This is a genomic window from Paenibacillus sp. 05T425, from assembly GCF_056396205.1.
Genome location: NZ_JBFTLA010000006.1, coordinates 68440 through 92372, shown reverse-complemented (window position 1 = coordinate 92372; position 23933 = coordinate 68440). Strand labels below are relative to the sequence as shown.

The 23933-nt window shown below is 49.7% G+C and carries 31 protein-coding genes; all 31 read left to right on the top strand.

The window, feature by feature from the left end; all coding sequences use genetic code 11:
- Positions 1–134: 134 nt before the first annotated feature.
- Positions 135–803, top strand: a complete 669-nt coding sequence (cmk, locus tag AC1DF0_RS14375) for a (d)CMP kinase (protein WP_442050462.1) — start codon at positions 135–137, stop codon at positions 801–803.
- Between the two features lie 3 nt (positions 804–806).
- Entirely contained in the window at positions 807–1388 is a 582-nt protein-coding gene (locus tag AC1DF0_RS14370; RefSeq protein ID WP_477574443.1) for a lysophospholipid acyltransferase family protein, read from the top strand.
- A 106-nt stretch (positions 1389–1494) separates the two neighbouring features.
- Positions 1495–2730 carry a 30S ribosomal protein S1 gene (rpsA, locus tag AC1DF0_RS14365; protein WP_477574442.1) on the top strand — a complete coding sequence of 412 codons (1236 nt, stop codon included), beginning with the start codon at positions 1495–1497 and terminating at the stop codon, positions 2728–2730.
- Between the two features lie 135 nt (positions 2731–2865).
- Complete coding sequence (locus AC1DF0_RS14360) at positions 2866–3525, top strand: YphA family membrane protein (RefSeq protein WP_477574441.1); 660 nt, start codon at positions 2866–2868, stop codon at positions 3523–3525.
- Positions 3525–4442, top strand: a complete 918-nt coding sequence (locus tag AC1DF0_RS14355) for a YIEGIA family protein (protein ID WP_442050405.1) — start codon at positions 3525–3527, stop codon at positions 4440–4442. The genes AC1DF0_RS14360 and AC1DF0_RS14355 overlap by 1 nt, the downstream gene beginning before the upstream one ends.
- Positions 4435–4614, top strand: a complete 180-nt coding sequence (locus tag AC1DF0_RS14350; protein ID WP_442050404.1) for a capping complex subunit for YIEGIA — start codon at positions 4435–4437, stop codon at positions 4612–4614. Before AC1DF0_RS14355 ends, AC1DF0_RS14350 begins: the two co-directional genes overlap by 8 nt.
- Before the next feature lie 78 nt (positions 4615–4692).
- On the top strand, positions 4693–6015 hold the full coding sequence (gene der, locus AC1DF0_RS14345) for a ribosome biogenesis GTPase Der (RefSeq protein ID WP_477574440.1): 1323 nt from the start codon (positions 4693–4695) through the stop codon (positions 6013–6015).
- Between the two features lie 12 nt (positions 6016–6027).
- Positions 6028–6630, top strand: coding sequence for a glycerol-3-phosphate 1-O-acyltransferase PlsY (gene plsY, locus AC1DF0_RS14340; RefSeq protein ID WP_337103485.1), 603 nt, complete (start codon positions 6028–6030; stop codon positions 6628–6630).
- Between the two features lie 8 nt (positions 6631–6638).
- Entirely contained in the window at positions 6639–7673 is a 1035-nt protein-coding gene (locus AC1DF0_RS14335; RefSeq protein WP_442050403.1) for an NAD(P)H-dependent glycerol-3-phosphate dehydrogenase, read from the top strand.
- Positions 7674–7809: 136 nt separating this feature from the next.
- Positions 7810–8085, top strand: a complete 276-nt coding sequence (locus AC1DF0_RS14330; protein ID WP_307202332.1) for a stage VI sporulation protein F — start codon at positions 7810–7812, stop codon at positions 8083–8085.
- 166 nt (positions 8086–8251) lie between these two features.
- Complete coding sequence (locus AC1DF0_RS14325; RefSeq protein WP_337103483.1) at positions 8252–8431, top strand: DUF2768 family protein; 180 nt, start codon at positions 8252–8254, stop codon at positions 8429–8431.
- Between the two features lie 60 nt (positions 8432–8491).
- Positions 8492–8788 carry a 2Fe-2S iron-sulfur cluster-binding protein gene (locus AC1DF0_RS14320; protein WP_337103482.1) on the top strand — a complete coding sequence of 99 codons (297 nt, stop codon included), beginning with the start codon at positions 8492–8494 and terminating at the stop codon, positions 8786–8788.
- Between the two features lie 24 nt (positions 8789–8812).
- On the top strand, positions 8813–9412 hold the full coding sequence (locus AC1DF0_RS14315; RefSeq protein ID WP_477574439.1) for a hypothetical protein: 600 nt from the start codon (positions 8813–8815) through the stop codon (positions 9410–9412).
- Positions 9409–9756, top strand: a complete 348-nt coding sequence (locus AC1DF0_RS14310; RefSeq protein WP_442050401.1) for a 2Fe-2S iron-sulfur cluster-binding protein — start codon at positions 9409–9411, stop codon at positions 9754–9756. The genes AC1DF0_RS14315 and AC1DF0_RS14310 overlap by 4 nt, the downstream gene beginning before the upstream one ends.
- A 41-nt stretch (positions 9757–9797) precedes the next feature.
- A complete protein-coding gene (locus AC1DF0_RS14305) occupies positions 9798–10550 on the top strand; it encodes a hypothetical protein (protein ID WP_442050400.1) in 753 nt (250 codons plus the stop codon).
- Between the two features lie 286 nt (positions 10551–10836).
- The gene (gene spoIVA / locus AC1DF0_RS14300; protein WP_337103478.1) at positions 10837–12315 is read left to right on the top strand and encodes a stage IV sporulation protein A; all 1479 of its coding nucleotides are present in this window, start codon (positions 10837–10839) and stop codon (positions 12313–12315) included.
- A gap of 303 nt (positions 12316–12618) precedes the next feature.
- The gene (locus AC1DF0_RS14295; RefSeq protein WP_307201611.1) at positions 12619–12894 is read left to right on the top strand and encodes an HU family DNA-binding protein; all 276 of its coding nucleotides are present in this window, start codon (positions 12619–12621) and stop codon (positions 12892–12894) included.
- 219 nt (positions 12895–13113) lie between these two features.
- Entirely contained in the window at positions 13114–13335 is a 222-nt protein-coding gene (gene mtrB / locus AC1DF0_RS14290; RefSeq protein WP_442050399.1) for a trp RNA-binding attenuation protein MtrB, read from the top strand.
- A 131-nt stretch (positions 13336–13466) separates the two neighbouring features.
- Complete coding sequence (locus AC1DF0_RS14285) at positions 13467–14042, top strand: hypothetical protein (protein ID WP_442050398.1); 576 nt, start codon at positions 13467–13469, stop codon at positions 14040–14042.
- Positions 14043–14213: 171 nt separating this feature from the next.
- The gene (locus AC1DF0_RS14280; protein WP_442050397.1) at positions 14214–15089 is read left to right on the top strand and encodes a heptaprenyl diphosphate synthase component 1; all 876 of its coding nucleotides are present in this window, start codon (positions 14214–14216) and stop codon (positions 15087–15089) included.
- Positions 15090–15097: 8 nt separating this feature from the next.
- Positions 15098–15814: a demethylmenaquinone methyltransferase gene (locus tag AC1DF0_RS14275; RefSeq protein WP_477574438.1), complete on the top strand. Its 717-nt coding sequence runs from the start codon at positions 15098–15100 to the stop codon at positions 15812–15814.
- Positions 15811–16686 carry a UbiA-like polyprenyltransferase gene (locus AC1DF0_RS14270; RefSeq protein ID WP_442050395.1) on the top strand — a complete coding sequence of 292 codons (876 nt, stop codon included), beginning with the start codon at positions 15811–15813 and terminating at the stop codon, positions 16684–16686. The genes AC1DF0_RS14275 and AC1DF0_RS14270 overlap by 4 nt, the downstream gene beginning before the upstream one ends.
- Positions 16680–17333, top strand: coding sequence for a UbiX family flavin prenyltransferase (locus tag AC1DF0_RS14265; protein WP_442050394.1), 654 nt, complete (start codon positions 16680–16682; stop codon positions 17331–17333). The genes AC1DF0_RS14270 and AC1DF0_RS14265 overlap by 7 nt, the downstream gene beginning before the upstream one ends.
- The gene (locus AC1DF0_RS14260; RefSeq protein WP_442050393.1) at positions 17323–18171 is read left to right on the top strand and encodes a menaquinone biosynthesis protein; all 849 of its coding nucleotides are present in this window, start codon (positions 17323–17325) and stop codon (positions 18169–18171) included. Before AC1DF0_RS14265 ends, AC1DF0_RS14260 begins: the two co-directional genes overlap by 11 nt.
- A gap of 8 nt (positions 18172–18179) precedes the next feature.
- Positions 18180–19154: a heptaprenyl diphosphate synthase component II gene (gene hepT, locus AC1DF0_RS14255; protein ID WP_477574437.1), complete on the top strand. Its 975-nt coding sequence runs from the start codon at positions 18180–18182 to the stop codon at positions 19152–19154.
- 31 nt (positions 19155–19185) lie between these two features.
- On the top strand, positions 19186–19629 hold the full coding sequence (gene ndk, locus AC1DF0_RS14250) for a nucleoside-diphosphate kinase (RefSeq protein ID WP_442050391.1): 444 nt from the start codon (positions 19186–19188) through the stop codon (positions 19627–19629).
- 36 nt (positions 19630–19665) lie between these two features.
- Entirely contained in the window at positions 19666–20445 is a 780-nt protein-coding gene (locus AC1DF0_RS14245; protein ID WP_477574436.1) for a CheR family methyltransferase, read from the top strand.
- 67 nt (positions 20446–20512) lie between these two features.
- Positions 20513–20689 (top strand): hypothetical protein, encoded by a 177-nt coding sequence (locus tag AC1DF0_RS14240; RefSeq protein WP_442050465.1) that lies wholly within the window; start codon positions 20513–20515, stop codon positions 20687–20689.
- Between the two features lie 288 nt (positions 20690–20977).
- Complete coding sequence (gene aroC / locus AC1DF0_RS14235) at positions 20978–22147, top strand: chorismate synthase (protein WP_442050389.1); 1170 nt, start codon at positions 20978–20980, stop codon at positions 22145–22147.
- 1 nt (position 22148) lies between these two features.
- Positions 22149–23252 (top strand): 3-dehydroquinate synthase, encoded by a 1104-nt coding sequence (gene aroB, locus AC1DF0_RS14230; RefSeq protein ID WP_477574435.1) that lies wholly within the window; start codon positions 22149–22151, stop codon positions 23250–23252.
- Positions 23249–23617, top strand: coding sequence for a chorismate mutase (gene aroH, locus AC1DF0_RS14225; protein WP_442050387.1), 369 nt, complete (start codon positions 23249–23251; stop codon positions 23615–23617). Before aroB ends, aroH begins: the two co-directional genes overlap by 4 nt.
- Positions 23618–23933 lie beyond the last annotated feature (316 nt).

The window sequence follows — 23933 nt, the reverse complement described above, 5'->3', positions numbered from 1 at the left end:
GCAGCTTCGGCATGCATAACGACCGTTTACGCTAGAGAGGTTTGCGTCGCATACGTTAATCAATTCGGCCAACCGTCTCTCGATCTAAAGGGGGTTGACTGTGCGTGACGCAACACGGAGGTGACAGCGACCGTATGAATATTGCCATTGACGGGCCGGCAGGCGCGGGCAAGAGTACGGTAGCACGTAAGGTCGCCGAACAGCTTGGGTATGTCTACATTGATACGGGAGCGATGTATCGAGCGGTCACGTATACTGCGCAGCGTGCAGGCGTTCTGCCTGAGCAGACTGCAAGACTGGCCGAGCTGACAAGATCGCTTCAGATCGATCTAAGGCCCGGAGAACATGGACAATCGGTTTATGTGAACGGGGAAGACGTTACCTCATCCATACGTTCGCGGGAAGTCACCTTGCAAGTATCCCATTACGCAGCGATCGAATCGGTTCGCGATGTGTTGGGAGCGCTGCAACGGCAGCTCGCAGCCCGCAAAGGCGTCGTTATGGATGGACGAGACATCGGGTCTCATGTGCTTCCGAATGCGGAGCTGAAGGTATTCTTAACAGCTTCTGTACAGGAACGCGCAGCGAGGCGGTATCGCGAAATTTCGGACAGCCAGTCCATTACACTGAGACAGCTGGAATCCGAAATCGCCGAGCGCGATCGCTTGGACGAGCAGCGCGCCATTTCGCCGCTGGTTTGTGCTTCCGATGCTGTCGTTCTGGACAGCACGGGAATGACAATTGACGAAGTTATTGCGGCAATTGTTAATTTAAGCCGAACCAAATTGGCGGAGGCGAAGTAAACTATGTTATATCGCATTTTTAGGTTTTTGCTCCGGGTCATTTACACCTTGCTATTCCGCTTGGAAGCAAGAGGTACGGACAATATTCCTGCAGACGGTCCAGTCGTGCTCGCTTCGAATCATTTGAGCTTGCTTGATCCGCCGACTGTAGGCATAAAAATTCGCCGTAAGGTGCATTTTATGGCCAAAGAAGAGCTGTTCAAAATTCCGGTATTCGGTCCGTTGATTCGTTCCTTCGGCGCTTTCCCCGTCAAACGCGGCGGTGTCAGCAAAGATGCGATCAAATCAGCGATATCCTTACTTAAGGAAGGCAATATGCTCGGGATTTTCCCGGAAGGCACGCGTAACAGTCAAGAAGGCACGGCAGCGAAGAAAGGTGCATCAATGATAGCGATCAGAAGCGGGGCAACCGTTGTTCCGGTAGCGATCATTGGCAAATATTCGCCATTCCGCAAAATGATTGTATGCTATGGGGAACCGATCGATCTAAAGCCTTTTATTGAAGAAGGTGCGCCGGATATGCTGGAAAAAGTTACAGATGCCATTATGGCTCGCATTCGCGAGATCGCAGCACAACAATCTTAAGGCAAGCGCGCGTTTTAAATGCTGCTGGCGGAGCTATTTCGAGAGAAAAGGGCAATCGTCAGCGGATTTAAATAAAGTTGGGGTATGAATTGAGGAGGTTATTTCAATGTCAGAAGAAACTAATGTTCAAGAAACTGTAKCAGAAGAAGTAAGCCAAGATGCTATGGACAATTTCGTGTCTTTGAAAAAAGGCGATTCCGTCAAAGGTACGATCGTCAAAATCGAAGATAACCAAGCTTACGTAAGCCTTGGATATAAATATGACGGTGTCATTCCAATTCGTGAGCTTTCCGCTGTTCAAATCGAGAACGCAACAGAAGCGGTTCAAATTGGCCAAGAGGTTGAGCTTAAAGTTGTCAGCATCGACGACGAAAAAGAAAAACTTGTCCTTTCGAAACGTCAAGTTGACGGCGAGAAAGCATGGGATGTGCTTCAAGCTAATTTCGAGAGCGGCGAAGTATTCGAAGTAGCGGTAGCAGACGTAGTCAAAGGCGGCCTTGTTGTAGACGTAGGCGTTCGCGGCTTCATTCCTGCATCGATGGTTGAACGTCACTTCGTAGAAGATTTCAGCGGCTACAAAGGCCGTACGCTTCGCGTTAAAGTGAAAGAAATCGATCGCGAGAACAACAAAGTGATCCTTTCCCAGAAGGAAGTATTGGACGCTGAGTTCGAGCAAAGCAAGCAACAGGTTATGGCTTCGTTGCAAGTAGGTCAAGAGCTTGACGGTACGGTTCAACGCCTGACACCATTCGGTGCTTTCGTTGATATCGGCGGCATTGACGGACTTGTACACGTATCCGAGCTTTCCTGGCAGCATGTTGCACATCCGAAGGATGTTGTAGCTGAAGGACAATCGGTACGCGTTAAAGTACTTAAAGTTGATCCTGCTGCAGGCAAAATCAGCCTTAGCATTAAAGCTGCACAACCAGGTCCTTGGGATACGGCTGCAGGTCAATTCGCTATCGGCAGCATTGTTACAGGTACGGTTCGCCGTATCGTAGCATTCGGCGCTTTCGTAGAGATCGCTCCGGGCGTTGAAGGACTTGTACACATTTCCCAAATTTCGCACCAGCATATCGCTACGCCTAACGAAGTTCTTAAAGAAGGTCAAGAAGTACAAGCGAAAGTTTTGGACTTCAACCCTGCTGAGAAACGCGTTAGCCTAAGCATCAAAGAAACGGAAGAAGCTCCTGAGAAGCCAGCTCAAAGCCCGCGTGCCGAGAGAGCGCCTCGTGCTCCTAAAGTTGAAAAAATCGACAACCCGAACGTAAGCTTGAGCAATGAAAGCATGAGCTACTCCCTTGCGGAGCGTTTTGGCGACAAACTCAAAAATTTGAAATAATGAGTGAATGGAAGAGGCTATTCCTGTGCTAACGCACGGGGATAGCTTTTTTTGGTGCGGAGCGATGCAGGAATACACTTCATTGGCATAGTCGTTAATGCTTGGGAGCATAATATGCGGATAAGAGGTGATGGGATGAATCCCGGATTTATTTCGGTTTGGATCGTTATTGCAGCATTGATCTTATTCGCAACGGGCTGGCGAGAATATCTGGCTCCCGGGGTTAGCAGAATAACATTAATCGTAGTAGGATCGGTTAGCGCCATTATGCTCATGATGCCTTTATGGGTCGATATCCACTTAAGATCAGAAGCGGCTGTCACGGCTGTTATTCATATCCATGCTGCTATTATATTGCTGCTTCTTGCAGGAATGGTTACAGGCAGGGGCGATGAGGGGTGGAACAACAAACTATATTTGGTGTTATGCGGCTTGATTGTCGGACTGGTGTGGGGAATTGTGAGGAAGCTGTACAGCTACGATCCCGTGTTTTATTGGCTTGGACCAAGCTGGGATGCTCCGATCTTAAGCGGCGCGTTATGCGGCGTATGTACTTCCAACGGCAGGCAGCAGTTCGGCATTATGATCTGGGGAGCCGTAATCGGAGAATTCGTATATGCGATGTTATACAAAGGAATTGTAATGACGAGCATCGGCTCTGTGGCTTGGTGGGATAGCTTTCTTGTTTCACTTGTTGCAGCCAGTCTAGCTAGTCTTGCGCACCGGGCCGTTCGTATGACCGGGTCGAAAATTAGCGATTTATTACTGAACTACAGAGGAGGCCGCTCGTCCTAATGTTGCAATATTTGGATCAGAACAAACATCTTATCGGCGTCTTGCTTGGGATTGTTTTCGGTATAATCGCTCGTCTCCTGATGCTTCGAACCGATTATCGGCAATATCCGACATATCCCCATGGACGGATTATTCATATCTCGTTAGGCGTAATTGCCGCTGCGCTTGGAGCGGTTGCAGTTCCCGCACTGTACAATAAGGACTATACGGCGATTACATTTTTAAGCTTGGCGGCACAGCAATTCCGGGACGTTCGCAAGATGGAGCGCGAAACGCTGACAAAGATCGATAGCATGGAGCTAGTAAGCCGCGGCTCGACTTATATAGAAGGCATTGCGATGGTGTTCGAAGGACGCAACTATCTCGTCATTATGTCGGCTTTGCTTACAAGCCTGTTTGCGGTATTGTTCAATGTATGGATCGGCATTCTAGCAGGAGGAGTATCCTTATTGCTGGTCGAATGGCTGAAATCGGGAAAGTCGATCTCTCATATTGCAGAGGTCGTATCTGCACCGGTTATCATTGACGGGCCTGATCTGCTCGTAGATGATATTTATATTATGAATGTCGGACTTAAGAGCAATCAGCAAATTATTGCCGAACGCGGTATTGGTTATATTTTGAAGCCGATCAATGCCAATAGCAAAGTGACATTGAGCAATCTCGGGCAAAGACAAGCGATCCTATACGATTTGGCGACGATTATGGGCGTATATCGCGATGACGGTGAGCCGGCCCTCATTCCGATGGCCAAGCTAGATTTGAAGGACGGCAGACTTGCGGTCTTCTTATTGCCTCAAGAGCGGGATCAAGACAAAGGGAAGGAAGTCATTCTTCGCGTGCCGATCCTGGAGTCGGCGGTTCGCATGCCGACAGAGGCGGCCGTCAATAAGAAGGGAGCGGGCGAGCTTGGCTAAGATTGTCGCAATCGTAACGATGCATGGCAAACAAGTAGACGGCGGGGCGCCTATTTTTATTGTCGATGATGAGAAGGCATTAGAGCATACATCTTTCCTGCTGGAGAAAATTTTGGATGCAAGCGCGCATGATTTGAAGAATGGAACCTACATACTAGTCAATCATCATTAATATGAAAAGTTAGCCAAGACCGTAGTTTTTTGCTATGATGATTAGCGTGAGTATTTTTGAAGGAGTGAAAAGCTAATTATGGCAAGACCTGTTATTGCCATCGTCGGGCGACCCAATGTGGGCAAGTCCACTATTTTTAACCGTGTCATCGGCGACAGGCTAGCAATTGTAGAAGATAAGCCAGGCGTCACGCGTGACCGTCTGTATGGTATTGGCGAGTGGGCTGGAAAGCCTTTTAGCATTATCGATACCGGAGGTATCGAAATTGACGGCGAAGATGAGATTATGAAGTCGGTACGCATGCAGGCCGAGCTGGCGATCGAGGAAGCAGACGTCATTATTTTCATGGTCGATGCGAAGACTGGACTTACGCATGCCGACGATGAAGTGGCGCAAATGCTGTTCCGTTCGCGCAAGCCGGTAGTCGTGGCTGTGAATAAAGTAGATAATATGAATCGCATGGACGAAGTGTACGAGTTCTATGGACTTGGCTTCGGTACGCCGATTGCGATCTCTGGATCGCATGGCATAGGCATTGGAGACTTGCTTGAAGCTGCCGTTGAGCTGCTTCCTGAGATTGAGGAAGATGGCTATGATGAAGATGTCATTCGAGTTGCTTTAATCGGCAGACCGAATGTGGGCAAGTCATCGCTCGTGAACGCCTTGCTGGGCGAAGAACGCGTCATCGTGAGCAATGTCGCGGGTACGACGCGCGATGCGATCGATACGCCGTTCGAGCGTGACGGTCAACGTTATGTACTTATTGACACAGCGGGCATGCGCAAAAGAGGCAAAGTCTACGAGTCGACAGAGAAATACAGCGTAATGCGTGCGATGAAAGCGATTGAGCGCGCGGATGTCGTGCTCGTACTGATCAATGGCGAAGAAGGCATCATCGAGCAGGACAAGCATATTGCTGGTTATGCCCATGAAGCAGGCAAGGCGTCGATCTTTGTCGTGAATAAGTGGGATGTTGTCGAGAAAGACGAGAAGACGATGCAGCAGTTCACGACGAATATTCGTGATCATTTCTTGTTCATGTCGTATGCTCCGATCGTTTATTTATCGGCATTGACGAAACAGCGCTTACAGAAGCTTCTGCCAGTTGTCAATCATGTGTCGGAGCAGCATGCGCTGCGTATTCAGACGCATTTGCTTAACGATGTCGTCTCCGATGCCGTAGCGATTAACMCGCCTCCGGCTGACAAGGGCAAGCGACTTCGCATTAATTATGTGACGCAAGTCGCTACGAAGCCGCCGACGATCGTCGTGTTCGTTAACGAACCAGAAATAATGCATTTCTCGTATGAACGCTATTTGGAAAATAAAATTCGAGCTGCCTTCAATTTTGAAGGAACGCCGGTTCGTATCTACACGCGTCGGAAGAACGAAGAGGATTAGGGGAGAAGAAGGTTGGCATACGGAGTCATTGCGGTTGTTTTGAGCTATTTGTTAGGCTCGGTTTCATTCAGCATCGTCATTGCCAAATGGGTCAAGGGGATTGACATCAGACAGCATGGCAGCGGCAATGCCGGAGCGACAAATACGCTGCGGGTGCTGGGCAAAGGCCCAGGCATACTTGTATTCCTGCTGGACATCGCCAAAGGGATCGCAGCTGTATGGATCGGTCATGGACTTGGCGGAGATAATGAATGGATACCGGTATTATCCGGGTTAGCGGCTATTATCGGCCATAACTGGCCGATATGGTTCAAGTTCAAGGGTGGTAAGGGCATTGCTACGACCGTAGGCGTCATTGCCACCTTGGCCTTCGTACCTGCAATATGCGCGGGCGTTATTGCCATCTTGTCTATCGTCGTTACAAGGTACGTATCGTTAGGATCGCTATTGTTCGCCAGCATAACGCCATTATTAATTGCATCCTTTTATTATTCTTTGCCTTTGCTTACAGCAAGCATCGTGTTATGTCTATTTGCGTTTGTTCGTCATCGCACGAATATCGTAAAGCTGTTCCAAGGCACTGAGAACAAGCTTGGTGCAAAGAAAGGGACGTGAATGCAGCTATGACCAACGAACATACATCAACTGCCCGCATCGCGGCTGTACTCGTGGCAGGCAGTTGGGGAACGGCGCTCGCTTCCGTGCTAGCGACTAACGGCTACAAGGTCAAGCTCTGGACGAGAAATGCCGAGCAAGCGAGCGATATTAATACGAATCGTGAGAATAGCAAATTCCTTCCTGGCGTGAAGCTGGATAGCTTGATCGAAGCTACGACAGATATGAAGGAAGCGGTGGAGCATGCCGAGCTTGCGCTCTTCGTTGCTCCATCAGGAGCGATGCGTGACGTGGCGAGACAAGCTGCTGCTTACTTGTCGCCAGAGACGCTTGTCATCCATGCGACCAAAGGATTCGAGAGTGATACGCTGAAGCGGATGACTTCCGTTCTAGCCGAGGAGCTCGGACGATCTGCTGATCAATTAGTTGTTCTCTCAGGTCCAAGCCATGCGGAAGAGGTTATTCGCCAGCAGCCCACCACTGTCGTCGTCGCATCTGCCAAGCTAAAGGCTGCAGAGCAGGCTCAGGATGCGCTAATGAACGGCTACTTCCGCGTCTATACGAATCCGGACGTGCCGGGCGTTGAGGTTGCCGGCGCGATTAAGAACATTATTGCGCTTGGCGCGGGTTTGTCCGATGGCCTTAACTTCGGAGATAATGCGAAGGCTGCGCTTCTAACGCGCGGCTTAGCGGAGATCGGAAGATTAGGCACGGCAATGGGGGCTAATGCGCTTACGTTCGCCGGACTCGCCGGTGTAGGCGATCTAGTGGTCACTTGCACTAGCAAGCACAGCCGTAATTGGCGGGCGGGCTACATGCTGGCAGACGGGACGCCGCTTGAAGAGGTGCTTAACAAGATGGGCATGGTCGTCGAAGGTGTAAGGACCACGCGAGCTGCCTATGAACTCGCGAAGCAATACAATGTGGAGATGCCGATTACAGCCCAACTGTATGAGGTATTGTTCGCGAACAAGAGTCCGAGAACCGCGGTCGAGCACTTGATGGGTCGATTGCGGACGCATGAAATCGAAGAAATCGGATAAGGACGTACGCCTATACAAAAACGTCCACCTCCTCATATGATGCTAGGAGCGCTGCAGAGCGCAGGCGTTGGCATACTTTATGTTATGCCGACGAGCCTTACGTTTGCGCCCGCAAGCCTATGAGGAGGTTAGAGCGTTGTCCAAGGATATGTCCAAAGACGTATTAGGCGCGATTAATAAGAAAACCGGCAAAAACATTACCGAGAGCGCGGTGAAAAAAATTGCCGGAGGCGTAACAGCCGAAACGATGCAAAACGAAGCGGAGCTTCGCAAGCTCATCAAGCAAGTATCGGATATGGCAAAGGTGAAAGTGTCCGACTCGACGGTTAACGATATTGTTAAAGCTGTCAAGGCTAGTGGCATGACCGCYGGCGGCATGGAAACGATCATGAAAATGATGATGAAGAAGTAACGCATAGCGGCAAGAGCTCGGCAGGACAGCGAATGTTTTCATTCGTTCGTCACATCCTGCCGGCTTTTGTCCTTTTTTTTGTGCCGAGATAGGTACAAGTCAGGCTTGTCGAATGTTATAATAGTCGGGAACTTATTCCGTTACAGATTAGGAGAATCGATTCGAAATGGATGCAATGACAAAAATGTGGGTATCCTTTGTCGGCATAGGCCTGATGGCTATCGCCGCGGCTTTAATCACATTCGCCCGTTTGAAAACGAAGGGCGTTGTAAAATTTGTTTTATCGCTAGTCGCATTTATACTGCTAGTCCTCGGATTCGTATACGGCTTATTTTCCATCATATAGAGAAAGCTTACATACGATATATAATAATTAAGGGCTGCGAAAGGGAGACCTGGAGACGCAATGATTGAACTAAAAGGAAAAACGAAAACAGCTGTTGTCGAACCGGAAGAAGGCATGTCGCTGCTTGATCTGGCAATCAAGCACAATGTGGATTGGAGCTTCTCTTGTGCGAGAGGTACATGCGCGCGTTGCCGCTGCCTCGTAACAGAGGGCGGCGACCAACTCGAGGAAGTAACCGATGATGAATGGGATCGGCTTGAGCCAGAGGAGTTCGAGGAGGGCTATCGACTTGCTTGCCAAGCGATAGTGAAGCCGAATGCCGGCCCGATCGCTGCTGCCAATAAGCCTTATTTCTAAATGACTGAAGAAGGAGTGCCGGCGATGAATGAGAATAAGCAAATATACAGAGCGCTGGCTTCCGTAATTGACGTTACCGGCAGTGATTGTCCGAATTGGATCGTAGGCGGAAGCGCAGGATTGCTGCTGCGCAAGCTTCCGCTTCTAGCAAGTCCTCGAGATCTTGATCTCTATTGCGACGACGAGGATGTTGAGCGCATATACAATAAGTTAAGTCGGTATGCGGTTGATGAACCGGATTTGAGCATTACGAACATGTATCGATCACGTTTGTGTCATTTTAACATCGAAGGGGTATCTGTCGAGCTGGTCGGCGGTTTTGAAGTGACATCAGCTGACAGCTTCTATCATACGGATGTGAAGAAGCTTCTGATCCCCTACGGTACTAAGCTTACAGTGGATGGAACAGCAAAGCAGGCGAACGTCGTGCCTCTCGCGCACGAATTATGGTTCAACGCGCTGCGTGCCCGCGAGGATCGGGTGCAGCTTATTGCAGAGAGCTTTAATCATTCGGCCGACGGGCCCGCTCTGAGGGCCATTGAGGCGGTTAACCGCTTCTCGGAGCAAGCAAGGCAATATGTGCACAGCTTCATTAGCGAGTCGAAAGCGGGGTTAAGGCGTTGAGCGCGGAAGTTACGTTTTGGCCATCGGGCAAGAAAGTTGCGGTTAAGCGCGGAACGACGCTGCTTGACGCGGCAAGACGCGCCAACGTTCTCATTCAGACGCGTTGCGGAGGCAAGGCGGCATGCTTTATGTGCAAGCTGTCGGTGCTTCCTGGCAGTGAGCTGATGCCAATATCGGACAATGAACGCAGGAAGCTGGCGGGACTTGACGGCGAAGGCATCCGGCTCGGCTGTCAAGCGCGTGTCGACGGCAAAGTAGAAGTAACGGTGCCGCTTGACCCGCTTAAGGCGGCTATTGCGCGCCAATTAGCTAGGCAGGCAGAGCAGGATGAGCCTCTCTGGTAGTTAACAAGTTGCGTAACACAATTGTTGCAGGAGGATTAACAATGGCTTTATTTACGAACAGAAGATTTGCGCAATATATGCGTTTATTAGCTATAGTAACAGCAGTTAGTTTATTTGCTGCAACATTATCAGGCTGTATGTACCCCGATGATCAGCGCAAGCAGAATCAAGCGGCGCCGAAGGAAGCCATCCGCAACGTACAAGGGGCTATTGACCAATACAAGGACGAGACGGGCATGCTTCCAATCAAGAACAGCGATGCACAAACCCCAGTTTACGAGAAGTTTCTGATCGATTTTGCGAAGCTGCAGCGAACGGGCTACTTGAGCGATCTTCCTAGCGCGGCATTCGAGAAGGGCGGCAACTTCTATTTTCTAGTCATTGACGAGGAGACGAACCCGCGTGTGAAGCTGATGGATCTGGTCACCTATCAGAAGGTGAACGATATTCAGGGGTGGGTTAAAGCTTATGTGCAAAATGGCGGCGAGCTCCCTAAGGGCGAACAAATGTATCCAGGCTTCTATCAAATCGATTATAAATTGATGAACAAGACTGCGCCTGTCATTCAAAGCGTATTCTCAGGACAATCCATTAACGCACTCGTAGACGAGGGCGGTGTTGTGTACGCCGATTATGGCATTGACATCATGCAGCTCATTCAGAAAAACGGCGACATGTCCATCGATGAGAAGCTGGACCTGCGCACTTTGCTGGTCGACGATTCCGACTATGTTCCAGTTAAGTCGCCCATCTACCACTATGTGAATGGCGAGCCGCAAGCGGCCAAGCCCTAATCGTTCTATCCAGAGCAAGACCTCTGTCAGCCAATCAATGGCTTGCGGAGGTTTTTTTTGTATATCGATGTACTAGTGAAACTCGGCCGCTCATATAATTCAATCTTGGAAGGGATGTTGACCGACGAGGTGGTAAAAAAGATTTCAGGGAAGGAATCGTCATAAAAGGTAAGGTTGGACATATGATGTTACTAGTCCAAAAAGTATGTACGAGTTGCGTCGCTGGCCTGCCCTCTTGTCCGGTGGATGGCGGCGAACCGGAAAATCAATTGGGAGGGGATATTCAGTGGAGAAAGTGGACATTTTCAAGGACATAGCCGAGAGAACTGGCGGGGATATTTACCTCGGTGTGGTTGGGGCAGTCCGGACGGGCAAATCAACGTTTATTAAACGGTTTATGGAGACGGTCGTGCTGCCGAACATCGCCAGCGAATCAGATCGTGCCAGAGCCGTGGACGAACTTCCTCAAAGCGCTGCGGGTAAAACGATTATGACAACGGAACCGAAGTTCGTGCCGAACCAAGCGGTACAACTGAAAGTAACCGACGGGCTCGAAGTGAATGTGAGATTGGTCGATTGCGTTGGTTACGCGGTTGAAGGTGCGAAGGGCTACGAGGACGAGAACGGTCCGCGGATGATTACAACTCCATGGTTCGATGAACCGATCCCGTTCCAGGAAGCAGCGGAGATCGGCACGCGCAAAGTCATTCAGGAGCATTCGACGCTTGGCGTCGTCGTAACGACGGACGGCTCAATCGCCGAAATACCGCGCAGCTCCTACGTGGTCGCCGAAGAGCGCGTCATCAATGAGCTGAAAGAAGTGGGTAAGCCTTTCGTGCTTATTATTAACTCAACTAGACCTCGCGGCGAAGAGGCGCTTCAATTGCGCAATGAGCTGCAATCGAAATACGATATTCCAGTTATGACGCTTAGCGTTGCGACAATGGGCGAGGAAGAGGTTATCTCCGTACTGCGCGAAGTGCTCTATGAATTCCCAGTCCATGAGGTTAACGTTAATCTTCCAAGCTGGGTCATGGTGCTGAATGATAACCACTGGCTGCGCAACAACTACGAAAGTTCGGTTCGTGACACGGTGAAGGATATTCGCCGTCTGCGCGATGTCGATCGTGTCGTTTCGCAGTTCATGGAATATGATTTTATCGCCAGAGCGGGCTTAAGCGGCATGAACATGGGTCAAGGCGTGGCGGAGATTGATCTGTATGCTCCTGACGAGCTGTATGACCGCATCTTAATGGAGGTTGTCGGCGTCGAGATACGCGGCAAGGACCACTTGCTCCAGCTCATGCAGGACTTCTCGCATGCGAAGCGCGAGTATGACCGCTTCGCCGAAGCGCTGGAGATGGTGAAGACGACGGGTTACGGCATCGCCGCTCCTACGCTGGCTGAGATGGCGCTCGATGAGCCTGAGCTGATCAGGCAAGGTTCTCGCTTCGGCGTTCGCTTGAAAGCGACTGCTCCGTCGATTCATATGATTCGCGTGGATGTAGAGTCTGAGTTCGCTCCGATTATCGGTACTGAGAAGCAGAGCGAGGAGCTAGTCCGTTACTTAATGCAAGATTTCGAGAACGACCCGATCAAGATTTGGGAGTCCGACATCTTCGGACGGTCACTCCATTCGATCGTAAGGGAAGGCATTCAGGGCAAAATCGCGATGATGCCTGACAACGCGCGCTACAAGCTGCAAGAAACGCTTGGCCGTATCATCAACGAGGGCTCTGGCGGATTAATTGCTATCATTCTCTAAGGCGATCCAAAATACGTTTGCGAGGCCGCTTCCGAAAGTCGGGGAGCGGCCTTGCGATTTTGAATGGAAGAAATGCATTTACCTACTTGAAATTGCGAATCGGCTGTATTACTATAGGTTTGTTCGGTCAAAAGGTATATTTTTGAAGTTTTCCGTTAATAAGAGGGATAAGATATGTTTGATGCTTACGAAGTAGTTTGCTACGCAAACTAAGCGTATGCTTTCGAAGTAGTTTTGCTTCGCAAAACTAAGCGTATGCTTTCGAAGTAGTTTTGCTTCGCAAAACTTTAAGGAGGTGAAACCATGAACAAAACAGATTTGATTGCTAAAGTCGCTGAATTGACAGACCTGTCGAAGAAGGATGCAACCAAAGCGGTAGATGCCGTTTTTGATGCGATTTCCGATGCGCTGCAAAGCGGAGACAAAGTGCAACTGGTAGGATTCGGAAACTTTGAGGTGCGCGAGCGCCAAGCGAGAAAAGGACGCAACCCGCAAACGGGAGATCCGATCGAAATCGCTGCCAGCAAAATGCCTGCCTTCAAACCGGGCAAATCTCTCAAAGACCTTGTATCCAATTAAATAAGTTAAGGATGTACCTGTTACCTCCTTATCCGATACTTATTCGTTACGTATACGCCTGGGCGGTCTCGCCTAGGCGTATTCTCGTTCGTAGAGACAATTGAAACAATCCGTATCATTGCACATTTGAGTCTCATCAACTATAATTCACTTGAAGAAAGTCTACATAACTTTGTATGCATTAAGAATTACGGAATTGATAGATGCGGAGGGAAGACGATGGAACCTACAGGCGGAGATTATATTGTAATCAAGGCTAAGGAGCAGGGCGTGAATGTCATCGGCCTGACTCGAGGGCAAGATACAAAATTTCATCATACGGAAAAGCTGGATCGGAATGAAGTATTGATTTGTCAGTTTACCGATCATACATCTGCAATCAAGATTCGCGGCAAAGCGATAGTGATGACGAAGTACGGTACGGTAGAAACAGACCAATAAGCAATGCGCGGAGCAGGCATAGCCTGCTTTTTTTCATGCGGAACAACAATAGCGGTTGAATAATCGGACAGACTTGCTCGTACAATGAATACATACACATGATGTATGCAAGCAATAACGGGAGGTGTCCGATGCGAATCAGCAAACCGCTGTTAACCGCATGTTTAGCTACTATTGCGCTTACGCTGTTATTCTCAGCGCTTCCGCATCATATATGGAAAACCGCTAAGGAGCGAGGGGAAGTCGCGGTATTCCACCCTGCACCTGTCGCACGCCTGTCCAATCAAAATTTGGTTGATGTGCTCATCAGCGCTCAATTGAACGAACGGATCAAAAAAGCCGACTGGCATAACGCGATCTTGTCGATTGATCTTAAAGTCAACGCGGAAGAGGGGAGACCGGCCTCTTGGTTCTCCGATGTGGAGAAGCTGCTGCGCGTATCGTTCCTGCAATTGGAGAACGTGAAGCGCGTGCTAGTCAGGATCGTAGAAGACACCCCGCAGGAGCCTAGGCTGTTAGCGGCCGTAGACGTACGTAAGACAGATAGCTGGCTGGATACAGAGCTTGATGCCTTGCGTTACGCGGATCCTGTTCATGATGAGCGATGGAGGAAGAGGCTGAGAGTTAGCTTTACAGCTGCGTGGGAAGAACGATTGGGCCGCGTTTCGAGTTATTCCGTCGAGCGTGCGAAAGACACGGCTTATTAAATCTGCTTTGTTCAAGTACATATTGACCGTCAAACGGTAAGTTGTAACCGCCAATCGACAGCGATTGTCGGTTACGTTTGTTGCAATCGTATGCTCTTTAAAAAAGTTGTGCTATAATAGTTTAGATTATTGAGCGGCGATTGTTGCGCTTCTCTGTTCGGAGGCTTCCCCATGAAATCGTATCGAATACCATCCATTGCAAGCAAATATACCGAATACGACATGATCCAGATTCATACGGATCTGCCTGCGCTTGCGCATCCAAGGCTGCAATTGCTTCATTCTTTCCTCATTCGCGGGCAAGTGTATGAGAAGCATAGCGAGCTGTATACGCTAGTCGCTTCGCTTGTTCAACTCGGAATGGATACCCATGATCGGATTAATAACGACGCTGATTCTACGCAGCGTGCAGAGAGTGACATGCGTGCCAAGCAGCTTAAGGTGCTTGCAGGCGACTACTTCAGCAGTATTTTTTACCAGTTGCTCGCGCAAGCAGGGCAAATAGAAATGATTGCGATTCTAAGCGAAGCAGTATGCGAAGTGAATCGTCTTAAGACGATTCTTTACATGAGAATGAAGCAAATGAAACTTACAGCAACTGATTATTTGAGCGGTATGACTCAGATTCGCAGCGAGCTGTTCCAGTCGTTCACAGCGTTGATGGATGTCGAACAGTCGCGAGCATGGCAGGATCTGCTGGTTGCACTTACGCGTTGTGAGGTTATTCTAGAAGAGATTGAGTGTTTGAATGACGCCTCGAATTTCGAGCATAGCTGGGCCTACTGGCATGTATTGCAAGACGGCACGGAGTCAGAACGCGCGCTGTTGACGGAATCGCTAATCGATTCGGAACGGGTATACGAGCTCGTTAACAAATACGATATTCACGGTAAGCTGACGGCTAAGCTTAACTTGGCTGCTGAGATGGTACGTACGATTACTGCGAAGCTGGATCCGGATTTCATGAATAATGAGCCGATTCGGATCTTGGAAGAAATGCTGAACAGAGCGGCGGGCAGAACACCGGCCCTTCACGAGACGAGGTGAAAGACAAAATGGATGCGAACTCTAAGAGTCATGTTCATGGCGTATTCGAGCGTGTTGCGCCGAAGTACGATATGATGAATGACTTGATTAGCTTCCGCAGGCATAAGGCTTGGCGGAAGTTTACGATGAAGAAGATGAACATGCAACCGGGGCAGACTGCAATCGATCTATGCTGCGGCACCTGCGATTGGACGATAGCGCTGGCTGAGGCAAGCGTATCGGGTGAAATTATTGGTCTTGATTTCAGCCAAAACATGCTCGATGTAGGCGCTGCGAAAGTGGACAAGCAAGGACTTAGCAAACAGATTAAGCTGGTACAAGGCAATGCGATGAGCTTGCCGTTCGAGGACAATCAATTCGATTATGCAACAATCGGCTTCGGACTTCGCAATTGTCCCGATTTCCTGCAAGTGCTGAAGGAAATGGAACGCGTTGTGAAGCCAGGAGGCATGGTCGTATGCTTGGAAGTTTCCAAGCCGACTTGGCAGCCGTTCAAAGCGATGTACAACTTGTACTTCGGTCAAATTTTGCCGTTAATGGGCAAGCTGGTGGCGAAACGATTCGATGAATACAAGTGGCTTCCGGAATMGCTTAAAGTGTTTCCAGATGCGAAGCAGCTCGTTAAGCTGTTCGAGAAGGCGGGCTTGCAAAGCGTGAACGCGTATCCGCTGACCGGCGGAGTTGCAGCGTTGCATATGGGGACAAAGGAGAAGAAGCGTCAATGATTCGCAAAATAGGCATTATTCTTGAAATGATTAAGTTTGAGCATACGATATTTGCTTTGCCGTTCGCCTTTATGGGAGCAATCTTGGGCGCTGTTGCAATGGAACAGCGTCTTCCTTCATGGGAAGAGATCGGTTGGATTACGCTTGCGATGTTCGGCGCGCGAAGCGCCGCTATGGGGCTTAACCGCGTCATTGACAAGGCGATCGATCTTCGCAACCCGCGAACCGAGAAACGGGCGCTGCCAGCCGGATTATTGAAATCGGCAGAAGTCATTATTTTTATTGTTGTTTCACTCGTACTCATGTTCATCGCTGCGGCTAACTTGCAGCCGATTGCGCTGAAGCTTATGCCTATTGCGGTTGCACTGCTCGTTTTGTATTCGTATACGAAACGATTTACTTGGCTGTGCCACCTTGTGCTTGGTTTCACAATCGGTTTGTCGCCGCTTGGCGCATGGGTAGCCGTAACGGGGCACTTCGATCCGGCGGCATGGCTGCTGTATGCGACTGTCGCCCTGTGGATTGCAGGGTTCGATATTGTGTACGCTACACAAGATTTCGATTATGACCGTGGAGCAGGCCTGCATTCCATACCGGCGCGATTCGGTCTTGCCGGCGCGTTATGGTTTGCCCGTATTTTGCATATGGTGACCGCGATCGGCTTTATTATGCTATTCATGATGACGGAATTAAGCTGGGCGTACTTGGTTGGAACGATTGTGTCTATCTCGCTGCTGTTCTACCAGCATTGGCTCGTGCGGCCTAATGATCTGTCACGCGTGCAGACTGCTTTCTTCGGTATGAACGGTACGCTTAGCGTCGTATTATTTGCTTTCACGATCTTCGATTTGTTGGTGCTTAAGCAATGGTAGCGCTAGATACGCCTTCAAGTCATAAATCGTCTCCCCGCAGGCGCAGATGGATTGTCGGCATTACGGGTGCAAGCGGCTCGATTTATGGCATTCGGCTCATTCAAGAGCTGATCGTCAGCGGCTTTGACGTGCATCTTGTCATTACGGAAGCGGGCTGGCGCGTATTGAAGGAAGAGCTCGGTTGGGAAACGACGCGCAGGCAAGCGGCTTTGGAAGCTTGCTTCGGAGCCAGTCTGACGGATGGAAGGCTTGTTTTTCATCCGAATGCAGACATTGGCGCCAGCATCGCAAGCGGCTCGTTCCGAGTAGAGGGCATGATGATCATGCCCTGCTCGATGGGGACGCTTGCTTCGATCGCTCACGGCATATCCGATGATTTGATGACGAGAGCGGCTGATGTTATGCTGAAGGAAGGCCGCAAACTGCTGATTGTGCCAAGAGAAACGCCGCTCCACGCGATTCATTTGGAAAATATGCTTACACTGGCCAAATTAGGGGTGCGTATCGTACCTGCTATGCCGGCTTTTTACTATAAACCGCAATCGATGGAGCAAATGATTGATTTCCTCGTAGGAAAGGTGCTCGATCAGGCAGATATTGATCATGATTTGTATCGAAGATGGGGAGATGAGTACAATGGGCTATAATCGCCCAATTACCATCGGCACAATTGATTATGCGAATGCATGGCCGCTCTTTCATCAATTGGAGTCGTTCGCAGGCCATGTGAATTATGAGAGCATTTCCCGCTATCCTGCAGAGCTGAATCGATTGCTGCAGGCGGGCGAGCTAGATATATCGGCCATATCCTCTTATTCCTATGGCTTGCATTCGGAGAGCTATATGCTGCTTCCGCAATTATCCGTTGGATCGACTGGACCTGTCCATTCGATCCTGTTGTTCCTTAAAGAGCCGCTCGAATTGAAGCGGCCGTCTACGATTGCCGTCACGTCAACATCGGCAACGTCCGTTAATTTATTGAAAATTTTAATGGAAATGTATTACGAATGCTCGCCTTCGTATGTAACGGCCGAGCCAAGACTTGAGGAGATGCTTCGGGATGCTGATGCGGCGTTATTGATCGGCGATCCTGCGATCCATGCTTCGTGGAACGAACAAGGGCTGCATGTGATTGATCTTGGCCGTCTATGGAATGAGTGGACAGGACTTGGTATGACGTATGCGGTCGTCGCTGCGCGCAAGGAAGTTATCCACTCGAACCCTGAAGCTGTACAAGCAGCATATGATGCTATTCTTAAGTGTAAGCAGCATAACCAAAATCATCTAGAACCGTTAATTCGGCAAGCCTGCAAGCAGCTCGGCGGAGACGCCGCTTATTGGGATATGTATTTTCATTCTCTGCAATATGATTTTGGCAGCAAGCTGCAAGAAGGTTTAGCCCTGTATTTCCGCTATGCGAAGCAACTTGGACTGCTGGCGAGGGACGTCGAGTTTACTTTTTTTGAAGACCAATCTGCCCAATAGGTGAAAGAATGAAACTACTAGACTTGTATGCAAAGATGAAAGGCGATTTGAATCAAATCGAACAAGAACTGGAGCGCACCGTAACGACGGACCATGCGCTGCTTAGCGAAGCTTCGGTACATCTGCTCAAGGCAGGCGGCAAGCGCATTCGCCCCATTTTCGTACTGCTTTCAGGTAAGTTCGGCAATTACAGCTTGGAAGTAATGAAGAATATCGCCGTTCCGTTGGAGCTCATTCATATGGCCTCCCTCGTGCATGACGATGTTATCGACGATGCGGAGACCAGGCGAGGTCGACTAACGGTTAAATCCCAATGGGATAACCGAATTGCGATGTATACCGGCGATTATATATATGGCAAAGCACTGACGCTTGCGACTAAGCTGACAAATCCGGTCATCCACCAAATCTTGTCCAAAGCGATGGTGCAGATGTGTGTAGGCGAGATGGAGCAAATACGCGACTTCTTCAACATGGAGCAGTCGGTTCGCGACTATTTCCTGCGTATACGGAGAAAAACAGCGCTGTTGATCGCGATCAGCTGCCAACTCGGCGCTGTAGCCTCCAAGGCCGATCGTGAAACGGCGAACAAATTGTACAGATTTGGGTATAATGTAGGTATGGCTTACCAAATTAGGGATGATCTTCTTGATCTTCTTGGTACGGAGAAGCAGATCGGCAAGCCGCCGGGCTCGGATATGAGGCAAGGAAATATTACGCTGCCGGTTATACTAGCTTTGAATGAAAAGCGGATTCAAGAAGCGCTGAKTCGCGAGCTTGTACTTATCCGAGAGAGCGGCAGCGTATCGGATACGAGCCGCGCAATTGAAATGATTCGCAATAGCGACGGTGTCGCTCAAGCAGATCAGCTTGCGAGCCGATATATAAATAAAGCGTTGGCTGCTTTAGAAGGATTGCCGAATATTGCGGCGAAGAAAAACTTAGCCGACATTGCTCATTTCGTAGGCAAACGTAATTATTAAACCAAAGCGGTGCTGAAAGGACTGACTAGCCATGGAAAAAACATTTCTGATGATTAAGCCAGATGGCGTTCAACGCGGTTTGATCGGTGAAATCGTATCGAGACTCGAGAGAAAAGGACTACAGCTAGCTGCAGCCAAATTTATGATTATCCCTCGCGAGCTGGCGGAGATTCACTATGCCGAGCACAAAGGCAAAGTGTTCTATGAGCCGCTGCTTGAATTCATAACATCGGGTCCTGTATTCGCCATGGTATGGCAAGGTGATAATGTCATCGCGTTATCGCGCGCGCTTATTGGCAAGACCGATGCGCTTGACGCAGCGCCAGGAACGATACGTTCCGATTTTGCCGTACATACGAACTTCAATCTCATTCACGGCTCGGACTCTGCCGAGAATGCCATACGTGAAATGGGAATCTTCTTTAAGCCAGATGAGTTAGTCGATTACGAGCATACCATTCAGCGGTGGGTGTAGATAATAGCCTAGTTGCCGCTTGCACCGGAGGGACTTATGTCAGACGACCAAGATTTCACGTTGTTTGTTACCCGGATTAAGCAAAAGACCGATATTGATCTATCGCAATACAAGGAAGCTCAAATGAAGCGCAGGTTAACGACGCTGCGAATGAAGCACKGATATGCGACCTTCGAGGACTACTGGAAAGCAATCGAGCAGAATCGCAGCATGCTCAATGAGTTTCTGGATCGGATGACGATCAACGTCTCCGAGTTTTGGCGCAACCCTTCGCGCTGGGATGTGCTCCAGAATCGATTTTTCCCTGAAATGCTTAAGAACAATGCAAGGCTGAAGGTATGGAGTGCCGCATGCTCGACGGGTGAAGAGCCTTACACGCTAGCCATGATGCTCTCAGAGCTGGGGGCAATCGGCAAGACAAGCCTGCTGGCTACCGATCTGGACAGCAATGTTCTAAAGAAGGCGATGGAGGGCAGCTACCTGGAGCGTTCGCTGCGCGATGTGCCGCCGGCTTGCAGGCAAAAATACTTCAAGCAGCAGGACGGAGCATATCTCATCTCGGATCAACTTAAGCAATTCATTCAGTTCAAGCAGCAAAATTTGCTGCATGATACGTTTGACAGCTCGTTCGACCTCATTGTATGCCGCAATGTTATGATTTATTTTACCGAGGAAGCCAAGCACTTATTGTATCATAAATTTGCAAAAGCACTGAAACCGGGTGGTCTGCTGTTCGTCGGCAGCACGGAGCAAATCTTCTCCCCGGCGCAATACGGCTTCGAAACGGCGGATACATTCTTCTACCGGCGCGTTTAACTTTAGAGATCATGTATACCGTTTTCCATCTTCTCCAATACTAATCATAATCGGAGCGATTTGGAGGTTGATGAGAAGAGTGGACAAGCGCAAAGTAATCGCTGCTTATCGGCGAGGCTTGATATCGATTCAAGAGTGCGCGCAAATCATCGGCGTTGACAGCGGCCAAATGGTCCGGCTTGTTGATGACCCGCGGCTTATGCCTGAGGCTGTGCTACAGCGGTCGAAGCAGATGATTAGATGAATATCAACTCATGATCGTTTAGCAGCAGTGAAGAGAAAACTGGCAACACGCTTGATAGACAAGCATGTTGCCAGTTTTTTTGTGTCCATTTTTCTTTATTTCGGTTGCTTTTGTCCGATACTGCGTTGACGCTTTAAATCTTTGTTGAAATATTGCCTTTGAGGCCTGTCGATTTCTTGTCAAACCTTATGGGCTGTACTATAATGAGCAAAGATGTTGAGGCTCATGCGAGATAGAGTTATAGACGAGCAAGTGCAAAAATGCTTGCTTTGAAGGAGGAGCTTGGTCTTGAGTTTACGTTATTTGACAGCGGGAGAAACCCACGGTCCGCAATTAACCGCAATTATTGAAGGACTTCCAAGCAATTTAAAAATCGACTTTGAGGAACTTAACTTTCAACTCCATCGCCGCCAGAAAGGTCATGGGCGCGGTCGCCGCATGCAGATCGAGAAGGACACTGCGAACATTGTGGGCGGCGTACGCCACGGCAAGACAACTGGCGCGCCGGTAGCGCTCGTCGTTGAGAACAACGACTGGAAGCACTGGACGAGCGTGATGAATATCGAGCCGATTGAAGGCAGCGATGAAGAGAAGCGCCGTGTACATAGACCGCGGCCAGGTCATGCCGACCTGAACGGCGGATTGAAATACAACTTGAAGGATTTGCGCAACGTGCTGGAACGTTCAAGCGCTCGCGAGACGGCGGCCCGGGTTGCCGTGGGCGCTGTTGCTCGTCAGCTGTTGGCTGAATTCGGCATTAAGGTTGCCGGACAAGTCATTCGCATCGGCGAGATTGAAGCGCCAGCTAACGATCTCTCGGTCGACGAGCTGATCCGATTGACGGAAGAATCGTCCGTACGCGTTGTGGATAAGGAAACGGAAGAGAAGATGACTGCTTATATCGATCAGATAAAAGCGGAAGGCGATTCCATTGGCGGTATCGTCGAGTGCATTATCGAAGGCGTACCTATCGGCCTTGGCAGCCATGTGCAATACGACCGCAAGCTTGACGGTCGCATTGCGCAAGCAGTCGTATCGATCAACGCATTCAAAGGCTGCGAGATTGGCATCGGCTTTGAAGCGGCTAAGCTTCGCGGCTCGCAGGTACATGATGAAATCATGTACAACGAGGAGCGCGGCTATCATCGCGCAACTAACCGCCTGGGCGGATTCGAAGGCGGCATGACCAATGGCGAACAGATCGTTGTTCGCGGCGTCATGAAGCCGATCCCTACTTTATACAAGCCGCTTCGAAGCGTAGACATTGATACGAAAGAGCCGTTCACTGCGCAAGTGGAGCGTTCGGACAGCTGTGCCGTGCCTGCGGCGAGTGTCGTTATGGAGCATGTCGTCGCATGGGAAGTCGCGAAGGCGTTCCTAGAGAAATTCGGCGGCGATTCCATTGAAGAGATTCGCGCCAACGTTAACAGCTATCAAGCGCAATTGGAGCGTTACTAATATGAGAGAACTTACAGTTGAATTAGGTGAACGCTCTTATCCGATCTATATAGGAGAAGGTCTGATTGGCGAAGCTTCCTCCTATTTCATCAAGCATGGGATCAGCAAGAAATCACCGCTTATGATCATCACCGACGAGCATGTCGCTAGTCGTCATCTTGCGGCTCTAGAGCAATCCTTGAAAGATGGGGGATTCAGCGTTGTCAGTGCGGTCGTTGAGGCAGGCGAGAGCTCTAAGTCGCTGGCTATGCTCGGCATGCTGGTCGGGAAAGCGCTTGAAGCGGGTCTTGATCGCAATTCAGCGATCGTAGCGCTCGGCGGCGGCGTTGTCGGCGATCTAGCTGGCTTCGTAGCAGCATCATATATGCGAGGCGTTAAGTTTGTACAAGTGCCAACGACGATTCTAGCACACGACAGCAGCGTAGGCGGCAAAGTTGCGGTTAATCATCCGCTTGCCAAAAACATTATCGGAGCTTTCCATCAACCGGAGCTTGTCCTTTACGATCTGCAAACGCTGCAGACGCTTCCTCCAAGAGAAGTAAGCGCCGGCTTGTCTGAAGTCGTTAAGCATGGATTCATCTGGGATGCCGGCTTCGTGGAATGGTGCGAGGCGAATGCAGTGAAGCTGCTGGCCCTAGATCCCGATACGCTTGGCTATGCGCTGTACAAAGGCAGCAGCGTGAAAGCGGCGGTCGTCTCGCAGGATGAACGCGAGAACGATCTGCGGGCGATATTGAATCTTGGCCATACGATCGGCCACGCGTTGGAAGCCGTTGCAGGATACGGAGAGCTGCTTCATGGCGAAGCGATCTCGATCGGCATGATCGGATCGGCCAAGCTTGGGCTGAAATATGGTGCCGACGAAGAAGTGTACACGACGACGAAGCGTGTGTTGTCCGCCTGCGGCCTGCCGGTTCGACTTCCGGAGCATTATGACGTTGACGCGATTATGGATGCGATGATGCATGACAAGAAGTTCAAGGAAGGTACGATGGTATTCGTCGTACCGACAGCCATTGGCAAAGTCGATATCGTGAAGGACGTTCCCGTATCATGGGTGCGTGAGATCGTTGAACAACTGAAACAGGAGGCAGAGCTGCAATGAGCGTAAGAGGTATTCGAGGTGCGATAACGGTCGAGATTAACGACAAACAACAGGTGCTGGATGCAACATTAGAGCTGCTTCACACTATGATAACCGAGAATGGTATCGTTCCGGACGATGTTTGCAGTATTTTCATAACGGTAACGAATGATTTGGATGAAGCGTTCCCTGCCAAAGCGATTCGCGAAACGAGCGGGTGGGAGCTTGTGCCGCTGATGTGCGCGCTTGAGGTTCCGGTAAAGGGAAGTCTAGAGAAGTGCATACGCTTCATGCTCCTTATTAATACGGACAAAGGCCTAGCAGACATTAAGCATGTCTATTTAGGCGGAGCCAGCGTGCTTCGTCCTGACCTATCGCAGTCGTAAAGAAGAGCTGCTGAAGCGTCTAATAAACTTTAATGTACGGCATATTCATCGGTTGACGGGAAGTCGTAAGTTGTTGTATATTGAAGATCGTAAGTGAGAATAGTCAGAGCAGGTTTTACAGTTGAGCCTAGATGAGTCGAGCCCAGTTAAGAGCAGGTTAGAGAAGAGCGTCCCGAGGGGACATAGGGAATTACGATCGTTTTGCATACGCATAGCTCAGTTCTGATTCGTTCAGATCAAGTGGCTTTAGCGTCATGGCGGAGCTGTATTTTCCTATACAATGAGTAGCTTCTTTATTACTGCACACTTTCGCTAT